Below are 26,766 nucleotides of genomic sequence, written 5' to 3'. Positions count from 1 at the left end.
CACTGGCCTGCGAGTTGCCCGAACTGGGCAGCTTGGGAAGCAAAGCCATAGCGTCGCTGGTGGGGTTGGCCCCGATGAACCGCGAAAGTGGCACCTGGCAGGGCCAACGGCGGATCAGTGGTGGGCGCGCGGTGGTACGCGAAGCCCTTTACATGGCGGCCCTGACGGCCATCCGGTACGAGCCAAGACTGCGCGCGTTTTACGCTGGTCTGAAGGCCAAGGGCAAAGCGAGCAAGGTGGCGCTCGTGGCGGTCATGCGCAAAATGCTGGTGATCCTCAACGCCCGTAAGCGGGACGCCGAGGTGGCCCTCGGCTGCCCCTGACAAGACAGTTGCTACTGCAGATCGCAGAGATCTGTCGAAGGCGGGGTGGGTCCGGTTGCGGGAGTGTCCGCGGCATGGATGCCGCGGCCAAGCCCCCAGGGATGGGTTTACGGCGTCTCCCGCAACCGGACCTGCCCCGCCATCCCACAGGAAGGCCGCTTTTGCTTCGGCTGTTGCTGTTGCTCCAGCTCCAGCTCGCAGCGGGTGCAGGGCGCAGCCCTGCCGATAAACCCCCTCCTGCGACGGTTCGTCGCACGGGCAACCCTGGACCCGCCTCTACACTAGCGCGGTGACCCGCCTGTCCCGCCCACAGCGTCTCCTGCTCCAGCTCGCCGTCCTGGCGACGCTGCTGATGGTGCTTGCGCCGCTGGTCAGCCGCGCGCTGCAGGCGCCATCGGTGGGCCACGCAGCGATGGCGGGCATGGACCACGCGCACATGCATCACGACGGCGCCGGATTGGGTGAGAGCCCTCTGCATGGGCAGAAGGATCCGACCCCACCGGCCGATCCCCACGCCATGCACGGCGACGCCTGCGAATACTGCGTGCTGGCCATGCGCCTGCTGCCCTGGCTGGCGGTGCTGGTGCTGCTCTTGCCGCTGCTGTGGCGGCCACGGCTGACGTTCGCGTGGACGCAACAGGTGCTGCCGGCGATGCGCTGGCCGGCGCATGCCGCGCGTGGGCCACCGCGCCGCGCCATCGTCCGCTGATGTCCCCATGAATCTGCCGCACGACGCCTGACCGGGCGCCGTGCGCGCGTGCGTACCTTGGAGCTGTTCCGATGAAAATGACTTCCCGCCCTGCGGGCGCCTGCGCGCGCCTGCCGGTTGCCCTTGGCCTGGCCGTGGCTGCAACGCTGGCTCATGCTGCGCCCGCCGAAGAGGCGCGCACCCTCGACACGCTGGTGGTCACCGCCGCCGCACCGTCCTCGCCGTTGCACTGGGTGACCGACCCGCGCCTGCCACGGCAACCGGTGCCCGCCAGCGACGGCGCCGATTACCTGAAGACCGTTCCGGGCTTCTCCGCCATCCGCAACGGTGGCACCAACGGTGACCCGGTGCTGCGCGGCATGTTCGGTTCGCGCCTGAACATCCTCAGCAATGATGGCAACCTGATCGGTGCCTGCCCATCGCGGATGGACAATCCGCTGTCCTACATCGCGCCGGAGAGCTTTGACCGGCTCACCGTCATCAAGGGCCCGCAGAGCGTGCGCTGGGGCGCGGGTGCGTCGGCGGGCACCGTGCGTTTCGAGCGCGATACGCCGCGCTTCGAGGAGCCCGGCCTGCGCGCCGATGCCAGTGCATTGGTCGGTTCGCGCAACCGCAACGACCAGGTGCTGGACCTGACCCTGGGCAACCCGACCGGCTATGTGCGCGCCAGCGGCAACCGATCCGAAGCCGATGACTACTCGGACGGCCGCGGTGAAGTGGTGCCGTCGAAGTGGCGCAAGTGGAATGGTGACGTGGCCATCGGCTGGACGCCGGATGCCGACACGCTGCTGGAAGTCTCCGCCGGTGCCGGCGACGCCATCGCGCGGTACGCCGGGCGCGGCATGGACGGTGCCTCATTCGAACGCACCAGCTATGCCGCGCGCTTCGAGAAGCGCAACCTGCCGGGGGCGTGGGACACGGTGCAGGCCAACGTTTACTACAACGAGGCCGACCACGTGATGGACAACTACACGCTGCGCACCCCGAATCCGCACAGCATGATGCCGATGCCGATGGCGTCGAACGTGGATCGACGCACCCAGGGCGGCCGGGTCAGCTCCGAGTGGCGCTGGCAGGACGTGCAGCTGGTCGCGGGTGTGGATGGCGAAGACAGCCGGCACCGTGGTCGCATGGGCATGGGCCGCAGCACCTACCGCCAGGCAGCGTGGGAGACCGATGCCAGTTTTCGCCGCTATGGCGCATTCACCGAGTTGACGCTCGGCGCCGGTACCGGCCAGCGCTGGATCGGCGGCCTGCGCGTCGACCGTGCCAGCGTGCGCGATGCGCGGCAATCGATCCGCGGGATGATGGGGAACATGCCCAATCCGACCGCGGGCGAGCATCGCAAGGCATGGCTTGGCAGCGGCTTCCTGCGCTACGAGCAGGACCTGGCCGATGGCCTGACCGCGTATGCCGGCCTCGGCCACAGTGAACGCATGCCCGACTACTGGGAGCTGTTCTCGCCCGACCACGGCCCGGCCGGTGCGGTGAACGCGTTTGCCGGCATCCAGCCCGAGCGCACCACCCAGCTCGACGTCGGCCTGCAGTACAAGGGACCACGCGTGCAGGCCTGGGTCTCGGCCTACGCCGGGCAGATCCAGGACTACATCCTGTTCACCTACCACGGCAGCGGCATGATGGGCATGAGCCAGGCCAGCAATGTCGACGCGCGTATCGCCGGTGCCGAGGCTGGCCTGGAAGTGAGCCTGGCCCAGCAGTGGACACTGGGCGGCACGCTGGCCTATGCGTGGGGCGAGAACCGCGATCAGCAGCGTCCGCTGCCGCAGATGCCGCCGCTGGAAGCGCGCCTGAGTGCGAACTGGGAGGGCCAGCGCTGGAGCGCCGGTGCGCTGCTGCGTGCGGTGACCCACCAGCATCGTGTCGCAGTTGGCCAAGGCAACGTCGTCGCGCAGGACCTTGGACCGAGCGCGGGTTTCGCCACCTTCGCGCTCAATGCAGCCTATCGTTTCAGCTCGCAGCTGCAGCTCAGTGCAGGCATCGACAACTTGTTCGACCGCGACTACAGCGAACACCTGAACTTGGCCGGCAGTGCCGACTTCGGCTTCCCCGCCGACCCGGTACGCATCAATGAGCCGGGGCGCAGCCTGTGGATGAAGCTGAACTACCGGTACTGATGCTCCGGGCATGGCCCGCCGCCAGCGGTGCGTAAGCGGCAAAAAAAAGGGGCCGGATCCCCGCCAGGATCCGTCCCCACCCGACGCCCTCCGTCGGGCTGGTTCGACTCTACGACGGCCGCCGCCTCGATGGGGCGCGGGATACACCTCGACACACGCCGACATCGCAGCCGGCAGCCTTGCATGGAACGGGTTCAAGGCGCTATCGCAGCTGCGGTTCCACGCCGGTAAACGCTTGGCACATACCGCTTTCGCAGGCCCTTGCCTACACTCGGCGGCCGTGGATCAATCTGGACCGTTCATGTTGGCTCGTATCGCTTCGACCCTGGCCCTTGGCCTCAGCCTGGCCCTGGTGGCCGGGTGCGCAGGCAAACAGGAGGCCGCCGCACGTCGGCAGGGCGAAGCGGTGCCGGTCACGGCACAGGTCGTGCAGTCCCGGCAGTGGAACGACACCCTGCAGGCACTAGGCACGGCCAGGGCGCGTGAATCGATCAACGTTACCGCCAAGGTCAGCGAAATCGTCGAGCAGGTGCATTTTGAAAGCGGCCAGCACGTGGCGGCCGGTGCGCCGATCGTCACCCTGCGCGGCCAGGCCCAGGAGGCCGCACTGGTGCAGGCGCAGGCCACCTTCCACGAGGCCGACCAGCTGTACAGGCGCCAGCGCGAGCTGGCCACCCAGCGGCTGGTGTCCAGCGCTACGCTGGATACCCAGAAGTCGATCCGCGATGCCGCCGAAGCGCGCGTGGCGCAGATGCAGTCGGACATCGCCGACCGTCGCGTGCGTGCGCCGTTCGCCGGCGTGCTCGGCATCCGCCAGGTCAGCCCGGGCACGCTGCTGACGCCGACCACGGTGATCGCCACGCTCGATGACATCGAGCACATGCACGTTGATTTCCAGGTGCCGGAAGTGGAACTGGCCGCGCTCGGCGTCGGCGACAAGGTCAGCGCCACCAGCGTGGCATGGCCGGGCCGCACCTTCGAGGGCGAGGTCAGCACCATCGATGCGCGCATCGATCCGGCCACCCGCGCGGTGACCGTGCGTGCCGATTTCGCCAACGGCGACCATGCGCTGCGCCCGGGCATGCTGCTGGACGTGCGCCTGTTCCGCCCCGAGCGCCCGGCATTGGTGGTTCCGGAAATTGCGGTGGTGCAGGTCGGCCGCGATACCTTCGTGTACCGCATCAGGAGCGACAACAGCGTCGAGCGCGTGGATGTGGTCACTGGCGCGCGCCGTGCGGGCGTCGTCGAGATCAAGCAGGGCCTGGAGGCCGGCCAGCGCATCGTAGTCGACGGCACCGGCAAGCTGCGTCCGGGTCTGAAGGTCGCGGCCAAGGACGTCGCGCCAGCCCATGGCGGCGAGCCGGCTGATGCGCCGGCGCCGGTCGCGGCCGAGGGCCACGGCGGATGAAGCTGTCCGACATTTCCATCCAGCGCCCGGTGTTCGCCGTGGTGATGAGCCTGCTGCTGCTGGTGCTGGGCGTGATGTCCTTCACCCGCCTGACCCTGCGCGAACTGCCGGCCATCGACCCGCCAATCGTCTCGGTCTCGGTGGACTACACCGGCGCCTCGGCGGCGGTCATCGAGAGCCGCATCACCCAGGTGCTGGAAGATGCGCTGGCCGGCATCGAAGGCATCGATACGATCAACGCACGCAGCACCAACGGCCGCTCGCAGGTCAGCATCGAGTTCACCTCCAACCGCGATATCGAAGCGGCGGCCAACGACGTGCGCGACGCGGTCAGCCGCGTGGCCGACCGCATGCCGGAAGAAGCGCGGCCGCCGGAAATCGCCAAGGTCGAGAGCGATGCCGACCCGATCATCTGGTTCAACATGGTCTCTTCGACCATGGATACGCTGGAACTGAGCGATTACGCCGACCGCTACGTGGTCGATCGCTTCTCCAGCCTGGACGGCGTGGCCCAGGTCCGCATCGGCGGCCGCCAGCGCTATGCGATGCGCATCTGGCTGGACCGCGACCAGCTGGCCGCACGCGGCCTGACCACCGGTGACGTGGAAACCGCGCTGCGCAACGAGAACGTGGAGCTGCCGGCCGGCCGCATCGAGTCGACCGACCGCGATTTCACCCTGCGCGTGGAGCGCAACTACATCAAGCCCGAGGACTTCGCGACCATCCCGCTGGGCAAGGGCCGCGACGGCTACGTGGTGCGCATGGGCGACGTGGCGAAGATCGAGCTGGCCTCGGCCGAGCGCCGCGCGTACTACCGCAGCAACGGCGAGCCGGGCATCGGCCTGGGCATCGTCAAGACCTCCACCGCCAACGCGCTGGACGTGGCGCGCACCGCGCGCGCTGAAGCCGAGCGGGTGGCGCTGACCCTGCCCAAGGGCACGCAGATCTTCGTCGCCTTCGACAACACCACCTTCATCGAAGCGGCCGTGGACCGCGTCTACGCCACGCTGGTGGAAGCGATGATCCTGGTGCTGGCGGTGATCTGGCTGTTCCTCGGCAGTTTCCGCGCCGCGTTGATCCCGGCGGTGACGGTGCCGGTGTGCTTGGTCGCGGCGTTCATCGCGCTGTACGCGTTCGACTTCTCGATCAATCTGCTGACCCTGCTGGCACTGGTGCTGTGCATCGGCCTGGTGGTGGACGATGCGATCGTAGTGGTGGAGAACGTGCAGCGCCGCATCGACCTGGGCGAGCCACCGCTGGTGGCCTCCAAGCGCGGCACCGCGCAGGTCGCCTTCGCGGTGATCGCCACCACCGCCGTGCTGGTGGCGGTGTTCCTGCCGGTCGGCTTCCTGGAAGGCAACACCGGGCGCCTGTTCCGCGAGCTGGCGGTGGCACTGGCGGCGGCGGTCGCGTTGTCCGCGTTCGTGGCACTGACGCTGACGCCGATGATGGCCTCCAAGCTGCTCAAGCCGCACACCGGGCAGGCACCACGCGGGCTGCACGGCTTCATCAACCGCAACCTGGAACGCCTTGCCGGCGCCTATGGGCGGGTGCTCGATCACCATGTCGACCGCACCTGGATCTACCTGCTGGTGATGCTCGCCGCGCTGGCTGCCAGCTGGGGCCTGCTGAAGCTGCTGCCGTCGGAACTGGCGCCGGCCGAAGACCGCGGCTCGTTCCAGATCATGATCGACGGCCCGGAAGGCGCCGGCTACGACTACACCGTGCAGCAGGTGCAGCAGGTGGAAGCGCTGCTGGCGCCGCATGTGGGCCCGGACAAGCCGATCGTGCGCGCCAATCCGCGCGTGCCCGGCGGCTTCGGGGCCAGCGAAGAGATGCACACCGGTCGCGTCAGCATCTTCCTGCAGCCGTGGCGCCAGCGCAGCGAGGCCACGCCGGACGTGGCCAACGAACTGCAGAAGGAACTGGACACCATCCGCGGCGTGCGCGTGCGTACGCAGGTCGGCGGTGGCCTGGTGCGCAGCGGCGGGCAGCCGTTCCAGATCGTGCTGGGTGGCCCGGAATATGCCGAGATCGCGCAGTGGCGCGATCGCATCCTGCTGCGCATGGCCGACAACCCCGGGCTGGTCGGCGCGGACTCGGACTACAAGGAAACCCGGCCGCAGATGCGGGTGAACATCGATCGCCAGCGTGCGGCCGACCTTGGGGTGCCGGTGACCGCGATCGGTTCGGCGCTGGAAACCATGATGGGCTCGCGTCGCGTCACCACCTTCGTCGACAACGGCGAGGAGTACGACGTGCTGGTGCAGGCCGGCCGCGATGGCCGTGCCAGCCCGGCCGACCTGGCCGCGATCCGCGTGCGCGCCAACTCCGGTGAGCTGGTGCCGCTGTCCAACCTGGTCACGCTGAGTGAAGTGGCCGAGGCCGGCACGCTGAACCGCTTCAACCGCCTGCGCTCGATCACCATCAGTGCCGGCCTGGCGCCGGGCTATCCGCTGGGCGAGGCCATTGCCTGGGCACAGAACGTGGCCCAGGAAGAACTGCCGCAGTACGCGCAGGTGAACTGGAAGGGCGAGTCGCGTGAGTACCAGAGCGCCGGCGGCGCCGTGCTGCTCACCTTCGCCATGGCGCTGCTGGTGGTCTACCTGGTGCTGGCCGCGCAGTTCGAGAGCTTCATCCATCCGCTGACCATCATGCTGACGGTGCCGCTGGGCGTGCTCGGCGCGCTGGTCGGGTTGTGGGTGAGTGGCGGCACGGTGAACCTGTTCAGCCAGATCGGCATCGTCATGCTGGTTGGCCTGGCCGCGAAGAATGGCATCCTCATCGTCGAATTCGCCAACCAGCTGCGCGACGATGGCCGCAGCGTGCGCGAGGCGATCATCGAATCGGCGATGGTGCGCCTGCGCCCGATCCTGATGACCTCGATCGCCACCGTGGTCGGCGCCATTCCGTTGGTGGTGGCCGGTGGCCCCGGTTCGGCCAGCCGTGGCACGATCGGTATCGTGATCATCTTCGGCGTAACCCTCTCGACGTTCCTGTCGCTGTTCGTGGTGCCGGCGTTCTACGCGCGGCTGGCCCCGTACACCCGTTCGCCGGAAGCGGTGAAGCGCGAGCTGGAGACGCAGGAAGCAGCGTCGCCGTCGGTGGGCGGCCATGCCTGACCGGCACGCCGGCGGGGTCGGGCCAGGGGTCGGATCCCTTTCCGGAACGGAAAGGGCTCTGACCCCGCCACTACAGGGTGAAGGTTTCCGACTGCGTCCCTGGCGCAATGAAGACCTGGAATCCCTGCTGCGCCACGCCAACGACGCCGAGGTGTCGCGTGGCCTGCGCGACCGCTTCCCGTACCCGTACACGCGCGCCGATGGCGAGGCCTTCCTCGCGGGCCGCGTACTGGCCCCCGGCACCCTGAACGTGGCCATCGAGATCGACGGCCAGGCCTGCGGCAGCGTCAGCGCCCAGCAGGGCGTGGCCGAGCGAGGGCATACCGCCGAACTGGGCTACTGGCTGGGCCAGGCGCATTGGGGCAAGGGCGTGATGACCCGTGTGGTCGGCCTGTTCGCACCGTGGGTGATGGACCAGCTGCGCCTGTTCAGGCTGCAGGCCACGGTGGTGGACTTCAACCTCGGCTCGGCGCGGGTGCTGGAAAAGAATGGCTTCCAGGAGGAGGGCGTGGAGCGCTGCGCCGTCTACAAGCGTGGCGTGCTGCACGACCTGCGCCGCTTCGCCCGGGTACGCACGCAGCTGCCGTGAACCCCCGGGGTCAGATCCCTTTCGCCAGAAAAGGGCGCTGACCCCAACCTCTCAAACGGGCGAACCGGGGCCGGAGCCCCCGCGCACTGCGCAAGGGATCCGACCCCTTGTCTTCTGGCGCTACCGCAGCGGCCTGCGATCAGGGAGAATCGACCGGTCCCCTCCAGCCGACGGGACGTCCTTACAACCCGCCGACTGGAGAGAGCGCGCGTGGAAGCAACCGTACACTTCATCAACAGCATCATCTGGAGCAAGGCACTGATCTTCGTGTGCCTGGGCGCCGGCCTGTTCTTCAGCCTGCGCACGCGCTTCATGCAGATCCGCGGCTTCTTCGAGATGTGCCGCCTCACCGTCAAGGGTGAGAAATCCGACGCCGGTGTGTCCTCATTCCAGGCCCTGGCCATGTCGATGGCCGGCCGCATGGGCATCGGCAACATCGCCGGCGTGGCCACCGCCATCGCCTTCGGCGGCCCCGGTGCGATCTTCTGGATGTGGGTGATGGGCTTCCTCGGCGCGTCCACGTCGTATGTGGAATGCACCCTGGCGCAGATCTACAAGACCAAGGACGCCGAAGGCCGCTACCGCGGTGGCCCGGCGTACTACATCGAAAAGGCCATGGGCCTGAAGTGGTACGCGCTGGCCTTCGCCATCGCCACGATCATCGCCGCCGGCTTCCTGATGCCGGGCGTGCAGGCAAACGCGATCGCCGACAGCATCATCAACGCCTGCCGTGGCACCGCGCTGTGCGGTCCGCTCGATGGCCAGGCCTTCGGCATGGAATCGGTGCAGGCGCTGAAGCTGGGCATCGGCATCGTGGTGGCGCTGCTGCTGGGCGTGGTGATCTTCGGCGGCGTCAAGCGCATCGCCAACTTCGCCGAAGTGGTGGTGCCGTTCATGGCCGCCGGCTTCATCCTGATGGCCATCGTCATCATGATCATCAACTACGACCGCGTGCCGGAGATGTTCAACATCATCTTCAGCAGCGCCTTCGGCACCCACGCCGCGTTCGGCGCGATGATGGGCCTGGCGGTGGAGTGGGGCATCAAGCGCGGCATCTACGCCAACGAAGCCGGCCAGGGTTCGGGCCCGCATGCAGCGGCTGCCTCGGAAGTCTCGCACCCGGCCAAGCAGGGTTACGTGCAGGCCTTCGCCATCTACTTCGACACCATGATGGTGTGCACCGCTACCGCGTTCCTGATCCTGGCCAGCGGCACCTACAACGTCTACTCGCCTGCAGGCGCCAGCGCCCCGCCGATCTTCCAGGGCCTGGCCGGCATTCCCGAAGGCGCCGGTTACGCCCAGGCCGGCGTGGAAGCCGTGCTGCCGGGCTGGGGTTCGGCGTTCGTGTCCATCGCCATCTTCTTCTTCGCCTTCACCACCATCATGGCGTACTACTACATGGCAGAGACCAACCTCAGCTATGTGAACCACAACAAGAAGCGCCCGCTGACGGTGCTGGTGCTGCGCCTGGGCATCATCGGCATGGTGGTGTTCGGCGCGTTCCACAATGCAACCCTGGCCTGGGCGCTGGGTGACATCGGCGTGGGCCTGATGGCCTGGCTGAACATCATTGCCATCCTCATCATCCAGAAGCCGGCGATGCTGGCCCTGCGTGACTACGAACGACAGAAGAAGCTCGGCCTGGATCCGGTGTTCGACCCTGATGCCCTGGGCATCAAGAACGCCGATTTCTGGCGCCAGCGCAAGCAGGAGAGTGTGTAAGTGAACAACCCTTGGAACAACCGCCGCCCGTCCGCCCGTCCGCCGCGCGCAACGCCGTTGCCGCGTCCGGAGGTGCCGGCCACGGGCGGCGGTGGGCGCGGTGGCAGCGACGAGCTGCGCCTGTACGGCCTCAATGCCGTGCTGGCCGCGTTCGAAGCGCGGCCGCAGGCGCTGCGCAAGCTGTACCTGCTGGAGGCGCGCATTCCGCGCCTGCAGCCGCTGCTGAAGTGGTGCGTGGCCAACCGCGTGGGGTATCGCGTGGTTGAAGACGGCGATCTGAACAAGCTTGCCGGCACCACTCATCATGAAGGTGTGGTGGCCGATGTGCTGCGCGCACCGGCGCTGCCGCTGTCGCAGTGGCTGGAGCAGGTCGGTGACGGTCCGGCGCTGGCGTTGTGGCTGGATGGCGTGGGCAACCCGCACAACCTCGGCGCGATCCTGCGCTCGGCCGCGCACTTCGGTGCCAAGGCGCTGCTGCTGCCGGCCGGCAGCACGCTGGCGCTGTCCGGTGCCGCCGCGCGCGTGGCCGAGGGCGGTGCCGAGGCGGTGCCGCTGGTGCAGCTGCCGGAGACCGCCCAGGCGATGGCACAGCTGCGTGCCGCCGGTTTCGGCCTGGCCGCGACCCTGGTGGAGGGCGGTGACGACGTGTTCCGCACCGCGCTGCCGCAACGCCTGGTGTATGTGATGGGCGCCGAAGGCGAGGGCATGGACCGTGGCCTGGCGGGGGCGTGCGACCTGCAGGTCTCGATTCCCGGCAGCGGCGCAGTGGAGAGCCTGAACGTGGCCTCGGCCACGGCGGTGCTGCTGGCGCAGTGGGCCAGCCGCCGCAGCTGATCTGGTATCCCGGATCGGATCCCTCGCCGCGGGCGAGGGCTCCGACCCCTTCCAGGGTTCGTCATTGCGTCAAGCGCGCATGACGTTTTGAAAGTTTCCTTATTGGTCAGCCGCTTCCGGCAACGCAGGGTGGAACTCCATCCCACGGTGTCCAGAAGAGGCTGCCATGCATCACCCACGCTGTATCCTCATCGCATTGCTGGTCCTGACCAGCGTCCTTGCCAACGGCCGTGCCGCAGCCGGCGAACGCAGCCTGGACGGGGTCAACTTCACCGGTCCGCTGATCACCCCCAATCCGGCCGGCCTGCCGCATGGCAACTGGTACATCGAACCCTACCTGGTGCGGGTCGACAGCCGCGATCAGTATGACGATGGCGGCCATCGCCGCGGCAGCGCGCAGCACGGCGGTGCGTGGGCCACGGTGGTGCCGATCATCTACGGCTTCAGCGACCGGGTGATGGGCCAGGTCAATCTCAGTGCATCGCGTGCCGAACAGGGCAGCGCGCGCAGCAGTGGTTTCCGCGCCGGCGATACCACTGCGCGCCTGCAGTACCTGCTGCAGGCGCCCAATGCCGATGGCACGCGTCCGGCCATCTCGGTCGCGCTGGTGCAGCGCTTCAGTACCGGCAGCCATGACCGCATCACCGGCAATCCGCTCGATGCGCAGGGCGACGGCGTGCAGCGCACCACCGCCGCAGTGGGCGTGCAGCAGGTGGTCTGGCTGGGCAACTACCGCCCGCTGCGCTGGCGCGCCCAGCTCAGCGCGGGGCCGGCGCCGTCGCGCACGGCGATCTCCGGGGCCAGCGTCTACGGCACCGATGACAGCTTCCAGGGACACATCTCCCGCGGTTCGGTGCTGGGCCTGTCGGTGGGGGCCGAGTACAGCTTCAATCCGCGCTGGGTCGGCGTGATGGAAGTGGCCGCCAGCCGTGAGACCGGCCAGCGCCTGAGTGGTTTCGCGCGTAACGCCAGCGGCCACGTCGAGCGCATCGAGGAACATCGCCCGGCCAGCCGCAGCGTCACCCTGGCGCCGGCCGTGGAGTACCACTTCAGCCCGACGCTGGGCCTGATCGCCGGCGTGGAATTCAGCGTGGCGGGTCGCAACACCCGCCATATCGTCAGCCCCCAGATTGCCCTGGGCATGTTCTTCTAGGAGGTCGCCGATGAACATCGAATCCATCGTCAACACGATCCTCGGCGTCGTCTGGAGCCCCTACCTGGTGGTGCTGTGCCTGCTCACCGGCCTGTACTTCAGTGTGCGCACGCGCTTCATCCAGCTGCGTGCATTGCCGGACATGCTGCGCCTGATGTTCCGCCATGAGCGCTCCGATGCCGGGGTGTCGCCGTTCCAGGCGTTGTCCCTTTCGCTGTCCAGCCGGGTGGGCGTCGGCAACATCGCCGGCGTCGCCATGGCCATCGCCTTCGGCGGCCCCGGCGCGATCTTCTGGATGTGGATCGTCGCCTTCCTCGGCGCGTCCAGTGCTTTCATCGAATCCACGCTCGCGCAGATCTACAAGGATCGCGACGGCAAAGGGCAGTACCGGGGCGGCCCGGCGTACTACATCGAGAAGGGCCTCGGCCAACGCTGGTATGCCGTGCTGTTCGCACTGGTGACGGTGCTGGCGGGCGCGATGCTGGCCGGCACCCAGTCCAATGCGATCACCAGTGCGGTGAACGAAGCCTGGGACGTACCGGTGATGACCACCACCGCGGTTCTGCTGGTGGTGCTGGGCGCCATCCTCATCGGCGGTGTGCGGCGCATTGCGCGCGTGGCCGAATGGGTGGTGCCGCTGATGGCCGTGGCCTACCTGCTGGTCACGGCGCTGGTGATGGTGCTCAACGCGGAGAAGCTGCCGGAGGTGATCATGTTGGTGCTGCGCAGTGCATTCGGCGTGGATGCAGCGTTCGGCGCGATGATCGGTACTGCCATCCAGTGGGGCGTGCGTCGCGGCGTGCTGTCCAACGAGGCCGGCATGGGCAGTGGGGCGCACCCGGCCGCCGCCGCGGAAGTCTCGCATCCAGTCAAGCAGGGCCTGGTGCAGTCGTTCTCGGTCTACATCGACACGATGGTGGTGTGCAGTGCGACTGCCTTCCTGATCCTGTCCACCGGCCTGTACAACGTCTACGACCCGGCGGTGAACGGCATTCCCGATGACGCGCGCCTGCTGCTGGGCAATCTGCCCGGCGTCGAGGCCGGGCCACGCTTCGTGCAGCATGCGGTGGAATCGGCGCTGCCGGGCTTCGGCCGTTCGTTCGTGGCGCTGGCGATCCTGCCGTTCGCGTTCACCACCATCCTCGCGCTGTACTACATGGCCGAGACCAACGTCAGCTATCTGTGCCGCGATCGGCCGACGGCGTGGCGGATGGGCGTGTTCCAGCTGCTGTTCCTGGCAGCGACCGGCTACTCGGCGGTGAACAGTGCCACAGTGGCCTGGTCGCTGGGCGACATCGGCGTTGGCTTGATGAGCTGGCTGAACATCATCGCCATCCTGCTGCTGCAGAAACCGGCCCTGGCCGCGCTGCGCGATTACGAGCAGCATCGCCAGGCCGGCAAGGATCCGCTGTTCAACCCGAAACTGCTGGGCGTGCGCAACACCAGCGTGTGGGAAGGCTGACAGGATCGGGGTCAGATCCCTCGCCAGGGCGAGGGCTCTGACCCACGCCATTGCCCGGTGGGTGCGAACCTCGGTTCGCACCGCTCTTCCCGATGCACTCGCCGGGCATGGCCCGGCGCCAGCGCATCACTCGTTCGGTGGCGTGGTCGCCTTGGCCTCGCTGCCGAAGCTGCCATCGGCTTCCGCCGCCAGGTAGGCAAACACAGTGTAGGCGGCCACGTTCTGCGCCAGTGCCTTCGGGTCGATCTTGTCCAGCGTGTCGTCGGCGGTGTGGTGCAGGTGGAAGTAGTCCGAGCCGTCCTGCGCCAGCCACGCCCACGCACCGCCCTTGGCGGCCAGCGGGCCGACGTCCGGGCCCGGGCCCCCCTTGTCGGCCTGGTACTCGATGCCCAGCGGCTTCATCACTTCGGCAATCTGCTTCGTCGCTTCGCGCGAGCCTTCCGGGTTCGGCGAACCGGTATTGAAGGCGTAGATGCGGCCTGCGCCGAAGTCGCTCTCGGCGGCCAGCTGATGCAGGGCCACGTCCTTGGCGTGCGCTTCGGCATAGGCCTTGCCGCCATACAGGCCCTGTTCTTCGTTGGCGAAGGCGATCACGCGGATGGTGCGCTTCGGTGCCTGCTTGAGCTGGCCGATCAGGTGGCCCGCAGCCATGGTGATGCCCACGCCTGCGCCGTCATCGACAGCGCCGGTGCCCAGGTCCCACGAATCCAGGTGACCGCCGATCACCACCACTTCCTTCGGCAGGCTGCGGCCGGTGATCTCGCCGATCACGTTGTACGAAGTGGCCGTGCCATCCCAACCGCAGTCCAGCGCCACCTTCACCGTGGTGCTGCCACGCGCCAGCAGGCGCGCCAGCTGGTCGGCATCGGGTACCGACAGCGCGGCCGACGGCACCGGGGTCAGGCCGTCATCGAAACGGGTGATGCCGGTGTGCGGCACGCGGTGCGAGTCGGTACCGGCCGAGCGCATCAGGAAGCCGACCGCGCCCTTACGGATCGCCTCGGACGGGCCCTTGCTGCGGATCGCGCCGCCACGGCCGTAGTCGCGGCCATCGCGGAACGGCAGCATCTGGTAATCGACGAAGGCGATCTTGCCCTTCAGCGAACCCGCCGGCGCGGCCTGCAGCGCGGCCAGGTCGGCGAAGCGCACCACCTCGGCTTCCACGGTGCCACCCGGGCTGCCGCCCAGTGCGGTGATCTGCAGCGGCTGCGGGTTCTTGCCGGTCACGGCGGCGTGTTCACTGCGGCGTTCCCACTTCGGGAACGTCACCGGCTCCTTCCAGACCTTGTCAAAGCCCAGGGCCTTGAACTTGGCTTCGGCCCAGGCGACCGCGCGGGCGTCGGCTTCGCTGCCGGCGATGCGCGGACCGATCTCGGTGGTGAGCGACTCGACCACCTTCCAGCCGGTGTCATCGGCCAGCGCCTGGTCGCGCAGTTGTGCGGCGGTGGCCAGCGACGCCGGGGGCAGGGTGGTGGTGCGCGGCGCCGCGAAGGCCGGGGCGGCCAGCAGGGCGAGGGAGGATGCGATGGCAAGGACGCGGCGACGCATGGACAACTCCGGGAAGGGACCTAAGCCTTGGAGCTTAACAGTCGTTCAGCCCGGCGCATGGGCGGGAGGTCATGGCTGGCGCGGATGCTGTTTTCCGCCAGATGCAGCAAAGCGAAAGCCCCGCCGGAGCGGGGCTTTCGTGCAGTCGCGGCCGGCACGACCGTTCTGCGGCCTTATTTCTTCAGGCTGTCGCGGATCTCGCGCAGCAGCACCACTTCTTCGGCCGGCGCGGCCGGTGCCGCTTCCTTCTTGCGCGACAGGCGGTTGATCGCCTTGACCACCAGGAAAATGGCGAAGGCCACGATCACGAACTGGATCAGCGTGTTGATGAAGTCACCGTAGCCGATCACTACCGCCGGAATTTCCTTGCCATCGGGGCCGAGCCGGGCCGGTGACAACGTCCAGGCCAGTTGCGAGAAGTCCACCTTGCCGATCAGCAGGCCCAGCGGCGGCATGATGATCTTCTCGACCAGCGCCGTCACGATCTTGCCGAAGGCCGCGCCGATCACCACGCCGACGGCGAGGTCGATGACGTTGCCGCGCATCGCGAATTCCTTGAACTCGGTGAGCATTCCCATTGTTGTTTTTCTCCGGTGGGGAAGTGGACAGCGCGCAGGGTAGCGCAGGTGATGTCAGCCGGCGATCACGCCGTGGCGCTCGGCCACGTTTTCCAGGCGGGCACTGAAACGGTCGCCGGGCTTCAGCGCAGCCACCCCGGATGGGGTACCCATGAACACCAGGTCGCCGGCACGCAGCTGCCACAGCTTGGACAGCTCGTGCAGGATTTCCGGCACGTTCCAGATCATCTGGTCGAGCAGCGCCTGCTGGCGCACCTCGCCGTTGACCTCCAGCGACAGGTTCAGCGCAGCCAGGTCGCCCACTTCTTCGGCGTGGACGATCTCGCTGATCGGCGCGGAGGCATCGAAGCCCTTGGCCGCATCCCACGGGTGGCCCTTGTCCTTGGCCGCGGCCTGCAGGTCGCGGCGGGTCAGGTCCAGGCCGACGGCGTAGCCGTAGATCAGCCCATCGGCGTCAGCGACGGCCAGCTCACCGGCGGGCGCATCGCGTCCGATCGCCACCACCAGCTCCACTTCGTGGTGCAGGTTGGCGGTCGCCGGCGGGTAGGGAATGGCATCGTCGTGGCCGACCACGATCGCGTCGGCCGGCTTGCTGAAGAACATCGGGCGGCCACGGTCATCGGCCGCCGGCACCGCGGCACCCATTTCGCGGGCGTGGTCGGCGAAATTGCGGCCGACGCAGTAGATGCGGTGCACGGGGAAACTGCCACCACCGGCTACCGGCACACGCGGCAGGGCTACGGCAGGGATCACATCGGAGACATCGGACATGCGGGCATCCAGGAAGGGCGTGCCCGCAGTCTAGAACGCATGGCGCCCGCCGTCAGCGGGCGCGCAGGAGGTGGATCAGCGCGAGGCCGGCAACACCGGCTTGCGTACCACGCGGTACTCGCCCTCGACCACGGTCGGGTCGACCGGGCGTGCAGTCCCCGGCTTGCGCGAGGCCAGCAGCTTCCATGCCAGGCCCACCAGGATCATCGCGGCACCGACGAACACGCCGATGAACACCATCGCGGCCAGGATCGCCAGGCCAAGCAGGCCCACGGCAACGCGCACCAGCGGGTGACGCGGCTTGCGCGGCGCGAACAGGGTGCGGAACTGGTTGAAGGCGGATGCGCGATTGAACATGGCGGCTCGATAGGCTGGGATCAGCGAAAGCAGAGTATCGGGACGCGCCACTGTCATTGAGTGAAAAACTCGTTAAATATAGCCTGTGCTTATTACAGATCAATGACTTGTGTTCATGTCGCAGCCAGTCACCTGAGTGGGCATGCGACAATGCGGGTTTACCGTACGAGCCTTCGCCATGACTGCCGCTGCCGCCCTGATCGCCCTGGATGCCCTCGCCGATGGCGCGTTTGCCGAGGTCGAAGCGCTGGTCGATGGCGATGCCGAATCGCTGGTGCTGTATCGCGACGGTGCGCAGGTGCGCGCGTTCCTGAACATCTGCCCGCATGCCGGCCGCCGTTTGGACTGGGCACCGGGCCAGTTCCTGAAGAGCCGCGAGGGGCATCTGGTCTGCGCCGCGCACGGCGCCTCGTTCGCGCTGGACAGTGGCGACTGCATCGCCGGCCCGTGCAAGGGCGACCGCCTGCGCGCAGTGCCGGTGGACGTGCGCGACGGGCAGGTTTACCTGGCCTGAGGCCGGCTGGGGGGCGGATCCGTTTTCCGCAGGAAAACGGCTCTGACCCCATCAAGCCAGGAGCAGTCGAGCATGGCTCGACGCTACAAAAGCCGTGTCGACCGAGGTCGGCAGCTACCAGAACGAGATCCGTGCCGGCCAGCGGCCGGCACTACCGGGGGACAGGGCGCAGCCCTGCCAACAAACCCCAACCCTCAGAACATCAGGTTGATCATCAGCACCACCACGCAGGTGTAGATCAGCGACAACGGGCCGCCGACCCGCCACATCTCGCGCGGGGTGTAGTTGGCCGGGCCGGTGATCATCGAGATCACCGGGTTGGAGGCCGTCATCAGGTTGTTGGACGCCGACAGCGCCACGATCAGTGCGAACGCGGTCGGGTTGCCGCCTGCCGCCAGCGCCAGGTTCACCGCGATCGGCACCATCACGATGGTCGCGCCCACGTGGCTGATCACCAGCGAGAACGCTGTGGTCAGCAGTGCCAGTGCCACCTCCAGTACCCACACCGGAATGCCGGTCGGCAGCTTGTCGATGGTGTGGCCGGCCACCCACGCCGCCGCACCACTGGAATCCATCGCCCAGCCAAGCGGAATCAGCCCGGCCATCATGAATACCGTCTTCCAGTTGATCGAGGCATACGCCTCGTCCATGCGCAGCACGCCGGTCAGCAGCATGCCCGCCACGCCGGTCATCAGCGTCAGCGCCACCGGCAGCTTGCTGGTCAGCGCGATCAGGATGGTCAGCGCGAAGATCGCCATGGCGATCTTGAACTTGTGCGGTCGCTGCTCGCCGGTGGGGTAATCGGTGACAACCACGAAGTCGCGGCTCTTGGCGGCCTGCGCCAGGTCGGTCCAGATGCTGTGGAACACCAGCATGTCACCGGCGCGCAGCTGCACGTCGCGCACGTCCTCGCGGATCACCTGCTTGTCGCGGTTGATCGCCAGCAGGCTGATGCCGCGCTCCTTGCGCAGGCGCAGGTCGGCCGCGCTCTTGCCGATCACATTCGAGGTCGGCGGCACCACCGCCTCGGAAATACCGGCGCGGCTGGGGTTGAACAGGTCGCCCAGGTGCTTCAGGCGCGAGGACATGCGCAGGAACTGGTTCTGCGCGAAGTCGCTGATCTGCTGGCGCGGGCCCATCGCACCGAGCACGCTGCCGACCCAGATGCGCATCTCTGCTGGCGGCGCCAGGCGGGTGTCGTTGCCGGTCTTCAGCGCCAGCAGCAACGGCGCGTCGTGCAGGTTCTCGGCCTCGCCCAGGGTCATGCCCACCAGCGGGCTTTCCGCGCTCACCACCAGCTCGAACACGTCGCCTTCGATGCCGTAGGTCTTGGCGAAGTAGCTTTCGGTGCGCGCCGGGGTGACCCCGTCGTTGACCAGGTTCTCTTCCTCGATCAGCTTGCGGTCGCCGTAGTAGCGGAAATACAGCAGCGAGGCGACCAGCAGCGCCACGCCGATCGGCAGCGGCGCGAACATGCGCAGTGGCTCGATGGTGGCCAGGCCCGAGGGCAGGTTGTTGTTGGCCGAGGCCAGCAGGTCGTTCAGCAGGATCAGCGGCGAGTTGCCGACCATGGTCAGCGCACCGCCCATCACGATCGCCGCCGAGATCGGCAGCAGCAGGCGCTGCATCGTCAGGCCCGTGCGCGCCGCCAGCCGCGAGGCGACCGGCAGGTACAGCGCCATCACCGATGGATTCTGCATGAAGGACGAATTCAGGCCGGCAATGGCGGTGGTCATCATCAGCAGCCGCTGCTCGACGCCATGGCCACGCCGCAGCAGCCACGCGGCCAGCCGGTTCAGTGCCCCGGTGCGGTCCAGGCCCGCGCCGAGGATGGTGGTGGCGATGATGCTCATCACCGCGTTACCGGAGAAACCGCCGAAGATCTCCTCCGGCGCGATCAGCCCGGTGACACCGAGCACCACCAGCACCACCAGCGCGACCACGTCGGCGCGGATGCGCTCGAACAGGAACATCGCCATCGTGAAGCCGACCAGCCCGAGCACGAGCTTCATGTCGTTGGTCAGCGTCAGCGCGGTATCCATGTGGGGCGCGGCGTCCTCAGGCGATCGTCAGGTGCGGTCGTACAACAGGTCCCAGACGCCATGGCCGAGTTTCTGGCCGCGGGTCTCGAAGTGGGTCTGCGGGCGCCAGTCCGGGCGCGGCACGCTGCCACGCGGGCCGGCGCGGTTGACCAGGCCGGCGGTGGCATCGAGCACGTCCCACATCTGCTCGGCGTAGTCTTCCCAGTCGGTGGCGCAGTGCAGGCGGCCACCCGGGCGCAGCTTGCGCACCAGCAGTTCGGCGAACGCCGGCTGCAGCAGGCGGCGCTTGTTGTGGCGCTTCTTGTGCCACGGGTCCGGGAAGTAGATGCGCACTTCATCGAGGGCGCCGTCGGCGATCTCGTTCTGCAGCACTTCCACCGCGTCGTGGTGGTACAGGCGCACGTGGTCGGCGTTGTCGTCGGCCAGCGCGTTGAGCAGCCGGCCCACGCCCGGGGCGTGCACTTCGATGCCGATGTAGTCGCGCGACGGATCGTGCTGCGCAGCGAAGCGCAGCGCGGCGCCGTTGCCGAAGCCGATTTCCAGCACCTTGTGCGCCGGGCGGCCGAAGGTGGCGTCCAGGTCACGCGGCTGGCCGGTGTAGTCGAGGCCGAAGCGCGGCCAGCGTTCGTCGAACGCGCGCTGCTGGGCCGGGGTGAAACGACCCTGGCGCAACACGAAGCTGCGCACCTCGCGGCGGCCTTCGCTCACGGTGAAGGGCTTGGGCGGGGCCTTGGAACCGGCGCTGTCGAAAGGATTGGTCATCAGCCGATCAGCCCGTCCACTGGCGAAGAAGCGCTGGCGTAGCGCTTGCGCGGGATGCGTCCGGCCAGGAACGCCTCGCGGCCGGCCTCGACCGCCTTGCGCATCGCACTGGCCATCAGCACCGGGTTGCGCGCACCGGCAATGGCGGTATTCATCAGCACGCCGTCGCAACCCAGCTCCATCGCGATTGCGGCATCCGAGGCGGTACCCACGCCGGCATCAACGATGATCGGCACCTTGGCGTCTTCGATGATCTGCAGCAGGTTGTACTTGTTCTGGATGCCCAGGCCCGAACCGATCGGCGCGGCCAGCGGCATTACCGCAGCGCAGCCGATCTCTTCCAGGCGCTTGGCCAGGATCGGGTCGTCGGAGGTGTAGACCATCACCTCGAAGCCGTCCTTGACCAGCTGTTCGGCAGCCTTGAGGGTCTGCATCACGTCCGGGTACAGGGTCTTCTGGTCGCCCAGCACTTCCAGCTTGGTCAGGTTGTGGCCGTCCAGCAGTTCACGGGACAGGCGGCAGGTGCGCACGGCATCCTCGGCGGTGTAGCAGCCGGCGGTGTTGGGCAGGATGGTGAAACGCTCCGGCGGCAGCACGTCGAGCAGGTTCGGCTCGCCCGGGTTCTGCCCGATGTTGGTGCGGCGGATGGCCACAGTGACGATCTGGGCGCCGGCAGCCTCGGTGGCCAGGCGGGTTTCTTCCAGATCCTTGAACTTGCCGGTGCCGGTCAGCAGCCGCGAGCCATAGGTCTTGCCGGCGATCACCAGCGAATCGGGGGAGACATGAACGTTCATGGCGCGATTATCGCTTATCCGCCTGAAGATGGGGTCATGCAAGGCGGTGCTGTCCGCAGGAGGGCGAGGGTAGTGCCGGCCGCTGGCCGGCAAATGCAGGGTGCCTGACAGCGTCGGATTGCCGGCCAGCGGCCGGCACTACCCGCGCAGCCTCACCCGCCGCCCAGCGCGTGCACGATCTCCACCACGTCGCCTTCGGCCAGGACGTGCTCGCCATGGCGGCTGCGGCTGACGATCTCGCCGTTGACCTCGACCGCGACCCGGCGCTGCAGCAGCTGCTCGGCCTGCAGCAGATCGTGGAGGGTCGTCGAGGCGGGCAGGGTACGGGGTTCGCCGTTGAGCTGGATGTTCATCACCGCATTGTCGCCGATGGCCTGCGCGGATCGGAACCCTTGCAAATGTCGCTGATCGCCAGCCCCGGCACAGCGGGGTCCAGCGCCCTCGGGCGACAATCCATGCGGCGGCGCAGCGTGAGCAAAACGCGGCGCAGTGAAACCATTCACCGTGCGCCGGCGTACGTCCGCCGGGTCCTCAACGATATCCCCACAGGAGTTTTTTACATGCTGCTCAGCAAACGCCCGATCCGCTCCCTGATGGCGGCCGCGATCGCGCTGGCCGCGCTTCCGGCCATGGCAGGCGAATCCCCGTATTCCAAGGCCGTGTTCTTCGGCGACAGCCTGACCGATGCCGGCTATTTCCGCCCGCTGCTGCCGGCCGATGTGCGTCCGGTGACCGGCCAGTTCACCACCAACCCCGGTTGGGTGTGGGCGCAGCAGGTCGCCAACTACTACGGCCTCAACGGCGCCGCCAACGGCAACGGCCAGAGCGGCGACAACTACGCGGTCGGCGGTGCCCGCGTCGGCGTGGACGTGGCGAGCCCGATGGGAACCATCCCGTCGCTGAAGTCGCAGGCGGCGCGTTATCTGGCTGCCAATGGCGGCAAGGCTGACGCCAATGTCCTGTACACGGTGTGGGGTGGTGCCAATGACCTGTTCGCGGCCGCCGCTGCGCCGGCGCAGGCACAGGCCATCATCGGCGCCGCCGTCACCGATCAGATCGCCCTGGTCGGCGCGCTGAAGCAGGCCGGTGCCGAGTACGTGCTGGTGCCGAACCTGCCCAACGTCGGCCTGACCCCGGCCTTCCGCGGTCCGAATGCCGCCGCCGCCACCGCGCTGTCGGCCGGCTACAACAAGGCGCTGTACGGCGGCCTGAAGCAGGCCGGCATCGCGTTCATCCCGCTCGATACCTTCACCGTGCTGGGCGAAGTCGCCGCCAACCCGGGCATGTACGGCTTCACCAACGTCACCAGCACCGGTTGCAGGATCGACCCGGCCAACTCGACGCAGAGCATCCTGACCTGCAACCCGACCAGCTACGTCAGTCCGGATGCGGCCAACACCTACCTGTTCGCCGACGGCGTGCACCCGACCACCGCCGGCCACCAGCTGCTGGGCCAGTATGCGGTGTCGGTGCTGGAAGCCCCGCGCCTGCAGCAGGTGCTGAGCCACTCGGCGCAGACCATCGGTCGTTCGCGTGCCGACCAGGTCAGCATGCACCTCGGCGGTCGTCCGGCCGACGGCCTGTCCTGGTGGGGCGGCGTGCGTGGCGACCTGCAGCGCTACGACCACGCCGACCTGTACGACGGCCTGGCCCCGGCCGGCCTGTTCGGTATCGACTGGGCCCGCGACGGCATGGTGTTCGGCGGCTTCGCCGGCTTCGGTCGCCTCAACGCCGACTTCGGCAACAGCCGTGGCGACTTCACCCAGAAGGACACCACCGCCGGTCTGTTCGCAGGCTGGTATGGCGACCGCATCTGGGTGAATGGCCAGGTCAGCTACACCTGGCTGTCCTATGACGTGAACCGCAAGGTCCAGCTGGGCCCGGCCACCCGTGAGCATGGTGGTTCGCCGGACGGCAGCAACCTGACCGCCGCGCTGAACGCCGGTTACGAGTTCGGCACCGAAGGTGGCTTCCGCCACGGCCCGATCGCCTCGGTGATCTGGCAGAAGGTGAAGATCGACGGTTACACCGAAAGCGCTGCGGCCGGCACCCTGGCCACCGCGCTGGGCTACGACCGCCAGAACGTCGATTCGACCGTGGGTCGCATCGGCTGGCAGGCCCGCTTCGATGGCGGCACCCTCAAGCCGTATGCCCAGGTGACCTACGATCACGAGTTCGAGGACACCAAGCAGGCCAGCGCCTGGCTGCAGACCCTGCCGGAACTGGGCAGCTACCGCGTGCCGGGCCTGAAGTTCGACAAGAACTACGCCACCGTCGTGCTGGGTGCCCGCACCGAACTGTTCGGCCTGCAGAGCAACTTCGGCCTGAGCGCGTCGACCGGCCAGAAGCGCGCGCAGGACGCCACCCTGTTCGCCAACTTCAGCGGCACGTTCTAAGCAGCAACCGCCGGGGGCGGAGCCCTTTCCGCAGGGAAAGGGCTCCGACCTGTTGCGCCAGGGGGCGGATCCGTTTCCGCCAGGAAACGGCTCTGACCCCTTTTGCGGCATGCTGCCATTGCGCAACACTGGCCCAACCGCATAGACTTTCACCGCGCACTGCGGGCGTAGCTCAATGGTAGAGCTGTAGCTTCCCAAGCTACTGACGTGGGTTCGATTCCCATCGCCCGCTCCATCCTTCATGACCGCGCCGCATTCCGCCGCGCGGGTTCCTCCAGACTGCCTCAGTACGCCGCGAACACCGCGGCCAACGCGTCCGCGTCCAGCACGCGTCCCTGGGCGCGATCATGCGTGTGCAGGTACCAGACCTCGTCCGGCTCCAAGTGCCGTGTCAGGTGCCACTGGTTTTCCCGGGCCAGAATATCCACCCGTCCCTGGCAGCCAAAGCAGAAGCGGGCCAGAGGCTTGATCGCGGCGGCCTTGCCATTGACACTCAGGGTCAGTGCGGGGGCCGCGTAGGTTTTCAGTTCCCCGGATGACGGATTCTCGGTGATGGTGACCGTGTCCCGGCGCAGCGTGGCCACCTGTGCCTGCACCAACGGTTGCAGCCACAGCTCGATGGTGTCGAACAGCACATGCAGCGACTGGATCCAGTCCTGGTACTGTTTTTCGACCGCGATGGCCCGGGCCTGTTCCGCGTGTGCGGACTGCTGCAGCTTCTGTGCGAGTTGCTCCATTTTCGACATCGGAATTTCCGTTTTGGGGCGGGCTTCCATGGTGATCGGCACGCTTGCTCGCTTCCAGCCGAAAGCGACATTTTCGTAGAACTCCTAGAAGTGCTGCGGCGGTGGCGCGTAACGCTTCAAACTTTTCCCATGGGCAGGCCGGCACTGACCGACTAGCGTGCGCGGATATTGATCAGGAGCTGCCTTCCATGAACTGCCGGGACGACGTCGTCGAGCGCATCCACAGAATCTTTCTTTCCGCCGGCGTCGGCTCGAACAAGCAGCTTGAGGCGGTGCGCGCGCTCGGGCGTGCAGGCGGCCCCAAGGCCGCGCAACTGATCGAGCAGATCTACCAGCAGGCGTTCAGTAATTCCGCCCTGCAGATGGCCTGCGTGGCGGCATTGGGCGAAGCGGCCCACGGCTTCCAGGCCAGCGCTGGACGGGACAGCTGACGCTTCATCCACAACGTTGGTGATCGTCGGCGACGGGCATCATCCGCCCGCCACACGCCCGCGCTATGCTGCGCGCCTGCCGACCGATCCCACTGCGATGAAGCTCGCCATCCTGTCCCGCAACAGCTCTCTGTATTCCACCCGTCGGCTGGTCGAGGCGGCACGCGCGCGGGGCCACACTGTGCGCATCCTGGACCCGTTGCGCTGCTACATGCGCATCGCCGCCGATGGCTTTTCCATGCATTACAAGGGCCGGCCGATGACCGGCGTGGACATGGTCATCCCGCGCATCGGTGCCTCCATCACCCGCTACGGCACCGCCGTGCTGCGCCAGTTCGAACTGATGGGCGCGCGCACGCCCAACCCGTCCGACGCCATCCTGCGTTCGCGCGACAAGCTGCGTGCGCACCAGCTGCTGGCGGCCAAGGGCATCGACATGCCGGTCACCGTGTTCGGCGACAACCCTGATGACACCGTCGACCTGCTGTCCATGCTCGGTCCGCCACCCCATGTGGTGAAGCTCAATGAAGGCACCCAGGGGCGTGGCGTGATCCTGACCGAAAAGGCCAGTGCCTCGCGCGGCATCGTCGAGGCCCTGCGCGGTCTGTATGCCAACTTCCTGATGCAGGAATTCATCGGCGAGGCCAAGGGGGCCGACCTGCGCTGCTTCGTGGTCGGCGACCAGGTGGTGGCGTCGATGCAGCGGCAGGCACCGGAGGGCGACTTCCGCTCCAATCTGCACGCCGGCGGCACCGCCGTGGCGGCCAAGGCCAGCCGTGCCGAGCAGCAGGTGGCGGTGCGCTCGGCCAAGGCACTGGGCCTGTCGGTCTGCGGCGTGGACCTGATCCGCTCCGCGCGCGGCCCGCTGGTGCTGGAGGTCAACTCCACGCCCGGGCTGGAGGGCATCGAAGCGGCCTGCGGGGTCGACGTGGCCACGCGGATCATCGAGCACGTAGAGAAGATCAAAAAGCCCTGATTATTCATGGGGTTGTGATTCTCATGGGTAAATGATCCGCGGCTTTAACGAGGCTTTAATCGACCCCGGCGTAGGCTTCAGCGAACCGCAGCTCTGCCTCTCAGCAGGATCGGTATCGGGATACGACTTCAGGCCCAGGCGGGTGCACCGCCTGGGCCTTTTTTATGCCGGTCGGCCCCGTGCCCAAGGTCTCTTGTGGAGGCCGCGTGACGGTCGTAGAGTTGGCCCTTCGTTCCGGGATGGATCGGGAGGTTGGCGATGTACCGCATCATGACGATCGCGTTGCTGCTGGGCCTGTCTGGCGCTGTTGCCGCCAAGCCGGAGAAAGCCGCTGTACAGATGGACCGGCAGGGCTCGGTCGCCGAACAGATGCGCCAGGTGGAAACCGCCCTGGCTGCCCCCGACTATGCCGAACTGTCTGCCGAGGATCGCGGCCAGGTGCAGCAGTCGCTGTCGCGCATCCGTCAGCACCTGGGCGAGCGCCAGACCGTGCAGGAACTGCCGCCGCAGCTGCAGGCCGAGGTCTTCAACGAGCAGGAACGCATCAACACCCTGTTGGCGCGCGGCCACGAAGACAGCCGGCAGATCTGCAAGTACGAACGCACCACCGGCAGCAACATGCCCAGGAGCCGCTGTCTGACCGTGGCCGAACGGCGCCGGATCGAGGAGAAGGGCAAGGCGCTGATCAACGACCAGCGCAGCTACAACATGCTCAGCCCACCGCCCGCCGGGCGTTGAGCGCGCACTGGCCTGTGGTCTCGCCGACCGTGCCGTGACGGCGCATCGGCGATAGCGCAGGATCGATTTCCACTCATGGAAGAACCTGGAGGTAACGATGCAGCGCATGATTCCCGTCGCCCTGATGCTGGGCCTGGCACTGGCCACCACCGCCCACGCCAAGCCCGAGAAGGCACAGGTGAAGTTCGACGCCAATGCACCGGTGGCCGAACAGATCCGCAGCGTTGAGGCGGCCATCAACAGCGAGGACTACAGCGAGATCGGGCTGGAAGACAAGAGCCGCGTGCAGCAGGCGCTGGGCCGCATCAAGATCAAGATGGGCGACCACGAACGCATCGAACAGGTCAGCCCGCAGGACCGCACCCAGATCTTCAACGACCAGGAAGTGATCAACACGATCATGACCCGCGCCCACGCCGACAGCCGCATGGTCTGCCGTCGCGAGCGCACCACCGGCAGCAACATGCCGCAGAGCGTCTGCCTGACCGTGGCCCAGCGCCGCAAGGCGGAGGAAGACAGCCGCAAGGCGCTCAACGACGGCCAGCGCTTCAACAACTACAAGCCCTGAGCACTGTCGCGCGGGCCGCGCGCGGCCATCGGTCACCCTGCCGTGCGTCCCTTGTGGACGCATCGGCGGAACCGTAAAGTCGAGACCC

At 67.5% G+C, this 26,766-nt stretch carries 25 protein-coding genes and 1 tRNA gene; 17 read left to right on the top strand and 9 right to left on the bottom strand.

All coding sequences use genetic code 11. The annotated features are described in order from the left end of the window. The 10 genes from BLS66_RS03420 to BLS66_RS03375 form a co-directional block, all read left to right on the top strand. On the top strand, positions 1-323 hold a 323-nt coding region (locus BLS66_RS03420), incomplete at its 5' end, for a transposase (protein WP_143025123.1). 289 nt (positions 324-612) lie between these two features. Continuing rightward, positions 613-1,032: a DUF2946 family protein gene (locus BLS66_RS03415; RefSeq protein WP_074725069.1), complete on the top strand. Its 420-nt coding sequence runs from the start codon at positions 613-615 to the stop codon at positions 1,030-1,032. Between the two features lie 71 nt (positions 1,033-1,103). Continuing rightward, positions 1,104-3,167 carry a TonB-dependent copper receptor gene (locus BLS66_RS03410; protein WP_074725068.1) on the top strand — a complete coding sequence of 688 codons (2,064 nt, stop codon included), beginning with the start codon at positions 1,104-1,106 and terminating at the stop codon, positions 3,165-3,167. A 301-nt stretch (positions 3,168-3,468) separates the two neighbouring features. Continuing rightward, positions 3,469-4,575, top strand: coding sequence for an efflux RND transporter periplasmic adaptor subunit (locus BLS66_RS03405; protein WP_074725067.1), 1,107 nt, complete (start codon positions 3,469-3,471; stop codon positions 4,573-4,575). Continuing rightward, complete coding sequence (locus BLS66_RS03400) at positions 4,572-7,697, top strand: efflux RND transporter permease subunit (protein ID WP_074725066.1); 3,126 nt, start codon at positions 4,572-4,574, stop codon at positions 7,695-7,697. Before BLS66_RS03405 ends, BLS66_RS03400 begins: the two co-directional genes overlap by 4 nt. Next, entirely contained in the window at positions 7,690-8,286 is a 597-nt protein-coding gene (locus BLS66_RS03395; RefSeq protein WP_074725065.1) for a GNAT family N-acetyltransferase, read from the top strand. Before BLS66_RS03400 ends, BLS66_RS03395 begins: the two co-directional genes overlap by 8 nt. A gap of 210 nt (positions 8,287-8,496) precedes the next feature. Then, positions 8,497-10,008 carry an alanine/glycine:cation symporter family protein gene (locus tag BLS66_RS03390; protein ID WP_057494690.1) on the top strand — a complete coding sequence of 504 codons (1,512 nt, stop codon included), beginning with the start codon at positions 8,497-8,499 and terminating at the stop codon, positions 10,006-10,008. Beyond that, a complete protein-coding gene (locus BLS66_RS03385; RefSeq protein ID WP_049404371.1) occupies positions 10,009-10,842 on the top strand; it encodes a TrmH family RNA methyltransferase in 834 nt (277 codons plus the stop codon). 166 nt (positions 10,843-11,008) lie between these two features. After that, positions 11,009-11,995, top strand: a complete 987-nt coding sequence (locus BLS66_RS03380) for a hypothetical protein (RefSeq protein WP_074725064.1) — start codon at positions 11,009-11,011, stop codon at positions 11,993-11,995. A 10-nt stretch (positions 11,996-12,005) separates the two neighbouring features. Continuing rightward, positions 12,006-13,457 carry an alanine/glycine:cation symporter family protein gene (locus BLS66_RS03375; protein WP_074725063.1) on the top strand — a complete coding sequence of 484 codons (1,452 nt, stop codon included), beginning with the start codon at positions 12,006-12,008 and terminating at the stop codon, positions 13,455-13,457. Positions 13,458-13,583: 126 nt separating this feature from the next. Here the strand turns inward: BLS66_RS03375 and BLS66_RS03370 are convergent, their stop codons facing one another. The 4 genes from BLS66_RS03370 to BLS66_RS03355 all read right to left on the bottom strand — a co-directional run bounded on the left by BLS66_RS03370 (position 13,584) and on the right by BLS66_RS03355 (position 16,711). Beyond that, the gene (locus tag BLS66_RS03370; protein WP_049466012.1) at positions 13,584-15,005 is read right to left on the bottom strand and encodes a M28 family peptidase; all 1,422 of its coding nucleotides are present in this window, start codon (positions 15,003-15,005) and stop codon (positions 13,584-13,586) included. A 173-nt stretch (positions 15,006-15,178) separates the two neighbouring features. Continuing rightward, a complete protein-coding gene (gene mscL, locus BLS66_RS03365) occupies positions 15,179-15,583 on the bottom strand; it encodes a large-conductance mechanosensitive channel protein MscL (RefSeq protein ID WP_049412700.1) in 405 nt (134 codons plus the stop codon). A 54-nt stretch (positions 15,584-15,637) separates the two neighbouring features. Continuing rightward, the gene (locus BLS66_RS03360) at positions 15,638-16,354 is read right to left on the bottom strand and encodes a fumarylacetoacetate hydrolase family protein (RefSeq protein ID WP_074725062.1); all 717 of its coding nucleotides are present in this window, start codon (positions 16,352-16,354) and stop codon (positions 15,638-15,640) included. A gap of 75 nt (positions 16,355-16,429) precedes the next feature. Next, entirely contained in the window at positions 16,430-16,711 is a 282-nt protein-coding gene (locus BLS66_RS03355) for a hypothetical protein (RefSeq protein WP_049466016.1), read from the bottom strand. A 178-nt stretch (positions 16,712-16,889) separates the two neighbouring features. Here BLS66_RS03355 and BLS66_RS03350 point away from each other — a divergent pair, with 178 nt between their 5' ends. Next, positions 16,890-17,225, top strand: a complete 336-nt coding sequence (locus BLS66_RS03350) for a Rieske (2Fe-2S) protein (protein WP_049466019.1) — start codon at positions 16,890-16,892, stop codon at positions 17,223-17,225. Positions 17,226-17,419: 194 nt separating this feature from the next. On the opposite strand, the gene BLS66_RS03345 is transcribed toward BLS66_RS03350, so the two are convergent. The 4 genes from BLS66_RS03345 to thiS all read right to left on the bottom strand — a co-directional run bounded on the left by BLS66_RS03345 (position 17,420) and on the right by thiS (position 21,176). Then, positions 17,420-19,267, bottom strand: a complete 1,848-nt coding sequence (locus BLS66_RS03345; RefSeq protein WP_049466020.1) for an SLC13 family permease — start codon at positions 19,265-19,267, stop codon at positions 17,420-17,422. Between the two features lie 27 nt (positions 19,268-19,294). Beyond that, positions 19,295-20,029, bottom strand: a complete 735-nt coding sequence (gene trmB / locus BLS66_RS03340; protein WP_005410814.1) for a tRNA (guanosine(46)-N7)-methyltransferase TrmB — start codon at positions 20,027-20,029, stop codon at positions 19,295-19,297. Next, on the bottom strand, positions 20,029-20,823 hold the full coding sequence (locus tag BLS66_RS03335; RefSeq protein ID WP_074725061.1) for a thiazole synthase: 795 nt from the start codon (positions 20,821-20,823) through the stop codon (positions 20,029-20,031). The genes trmB and BLS66_RS03335 overlap by 1 nt, the downstream gene beginning before the upstream one ends. Before the next feature lie 152 nt (positions 20,824-20,975). Beyond that, positions 20,976-21,176, bottom strand: a complete 201-nt coding sequence (gene thiS / locus BLS66_RS03330) for a sulfur carrier protein ThiS (protein WP_074725088.1) — start codon at positions 21,174-21,176, stop codon at positions 20,976-20,978. Between the two features lie 207 nt (positions 21,177-21,383). On the opposite strand from thiS, the gene BLS66_RS03325 reads away from it, so the two are divergent. Both BLS66_RS03325 and BLS66_RS03320 read left to right on the top strand, forming a co-directional pair. After that, positions 21,384-23,219, top strand: coding sequence for an autotransporter domain-containing esterase (locus tag BLS66_RS03325; protein WP_074725060.1), 1,836 nt, complete (start codon positions 21,384-21,386; stop codon positions 23,217-23,219). A gap of 161 nt (positions 23,220-23,380) precedes the next feature. Further along, a tRNA-Gly gene (locus BLS66_RS03320) sits at positions 23,381-23,454 on the top strand. Positions 23,455-23,503: 49 nt separating this feature from the next. Here the strand turns inward: BLS66_RS03320 and BLS66_RS03315 are convergent. Beyond that, complete coding sequence (locus BLS66_RS03315) at positions 23,504-24,007, bottom strand: hypothetical protein (RefSeq protein WP_143025122.1); 504 nt, start codon at positions 24,005-24,007, stop codon at positions 23,504-23,506. Between the two features lie 146 nt (positions 24,008-24,153). On the opposite strand from BLS66_RS03315, the gene BLS66_RS03310 reads away from it, so the two are divergent. The 4 genes from BLS66_RS03310 to BLS66_RS03295 all read left to right on the top strand — a co-directional run bounded on the left by BLS66_RS03310 (position 24,154) and on the right by BLS66_RS03295 (position 26,678). Next, positions 24,154-24,396, top strand: coding sequence for a hypothetical protein (locus BLS66_RS03310; RefSeq protein ID WP_049466030.1), 243 nt, complete (start codon positions 24,154-24,156; stop codon positions 24,394-24,396). A 97-nt stretch (positions 24,397-24,493) separates the two neighbouring features. Next, a complete protein-coding gene (rimK, locus tag BLS66_RS03305) occupies positions 24,494-25,372 on the top strand; it encodes a 30S ribosomal protein S6--L-glutamate ligase (protein WP_005418651.1) in 879 nt (292 codons plus the stop codon). Between the two features lie 258 nt (positions 25,373-25,630). Next, complete coding sequence (locus BLS66_RS03300) at positions 25,631-26,110, top strand: hypothetical protein (RefSeq protein ID WP_049466032.1); 480 nt, start codon at positions 25,631-25,633, stop codon at positions 26,108-26,110. A 97-nt stretch (positions 26,111-26,207) separates the two neighbouring features. Further along, positions 26,208-26,678 carry a hypothetical protein gene (locus tag BLS66_RS03295; RefSeq protein WP_049466034.1) on the top strand — a complete coding sequence of 157 codons (471 nt, stop codon included), beginning with the start codon at positions 26,208-26,210 and terminating at the stop codon, positions 26,676-26,678. Positions 26,679-26,766: the final 88 nt, after the last annotated feature.

It is taken from the genome of Stenotrophomonas pavanii (assembly GCF_900101175.1).
In the GTDB taxonomy this organism is placed as follows: domain Bacteria; phylum Pseudomonadota; class Gammaproteobacteria; order Xanthomonadales; family Xanthomonadaceae; genus Stenotrophomonas; species Stenotrophomonas pavanii.
Note: the sequence above shows the minus strand (reverse complement) of the source record. Positions and strands in the feature narration are given on the sequence as shown.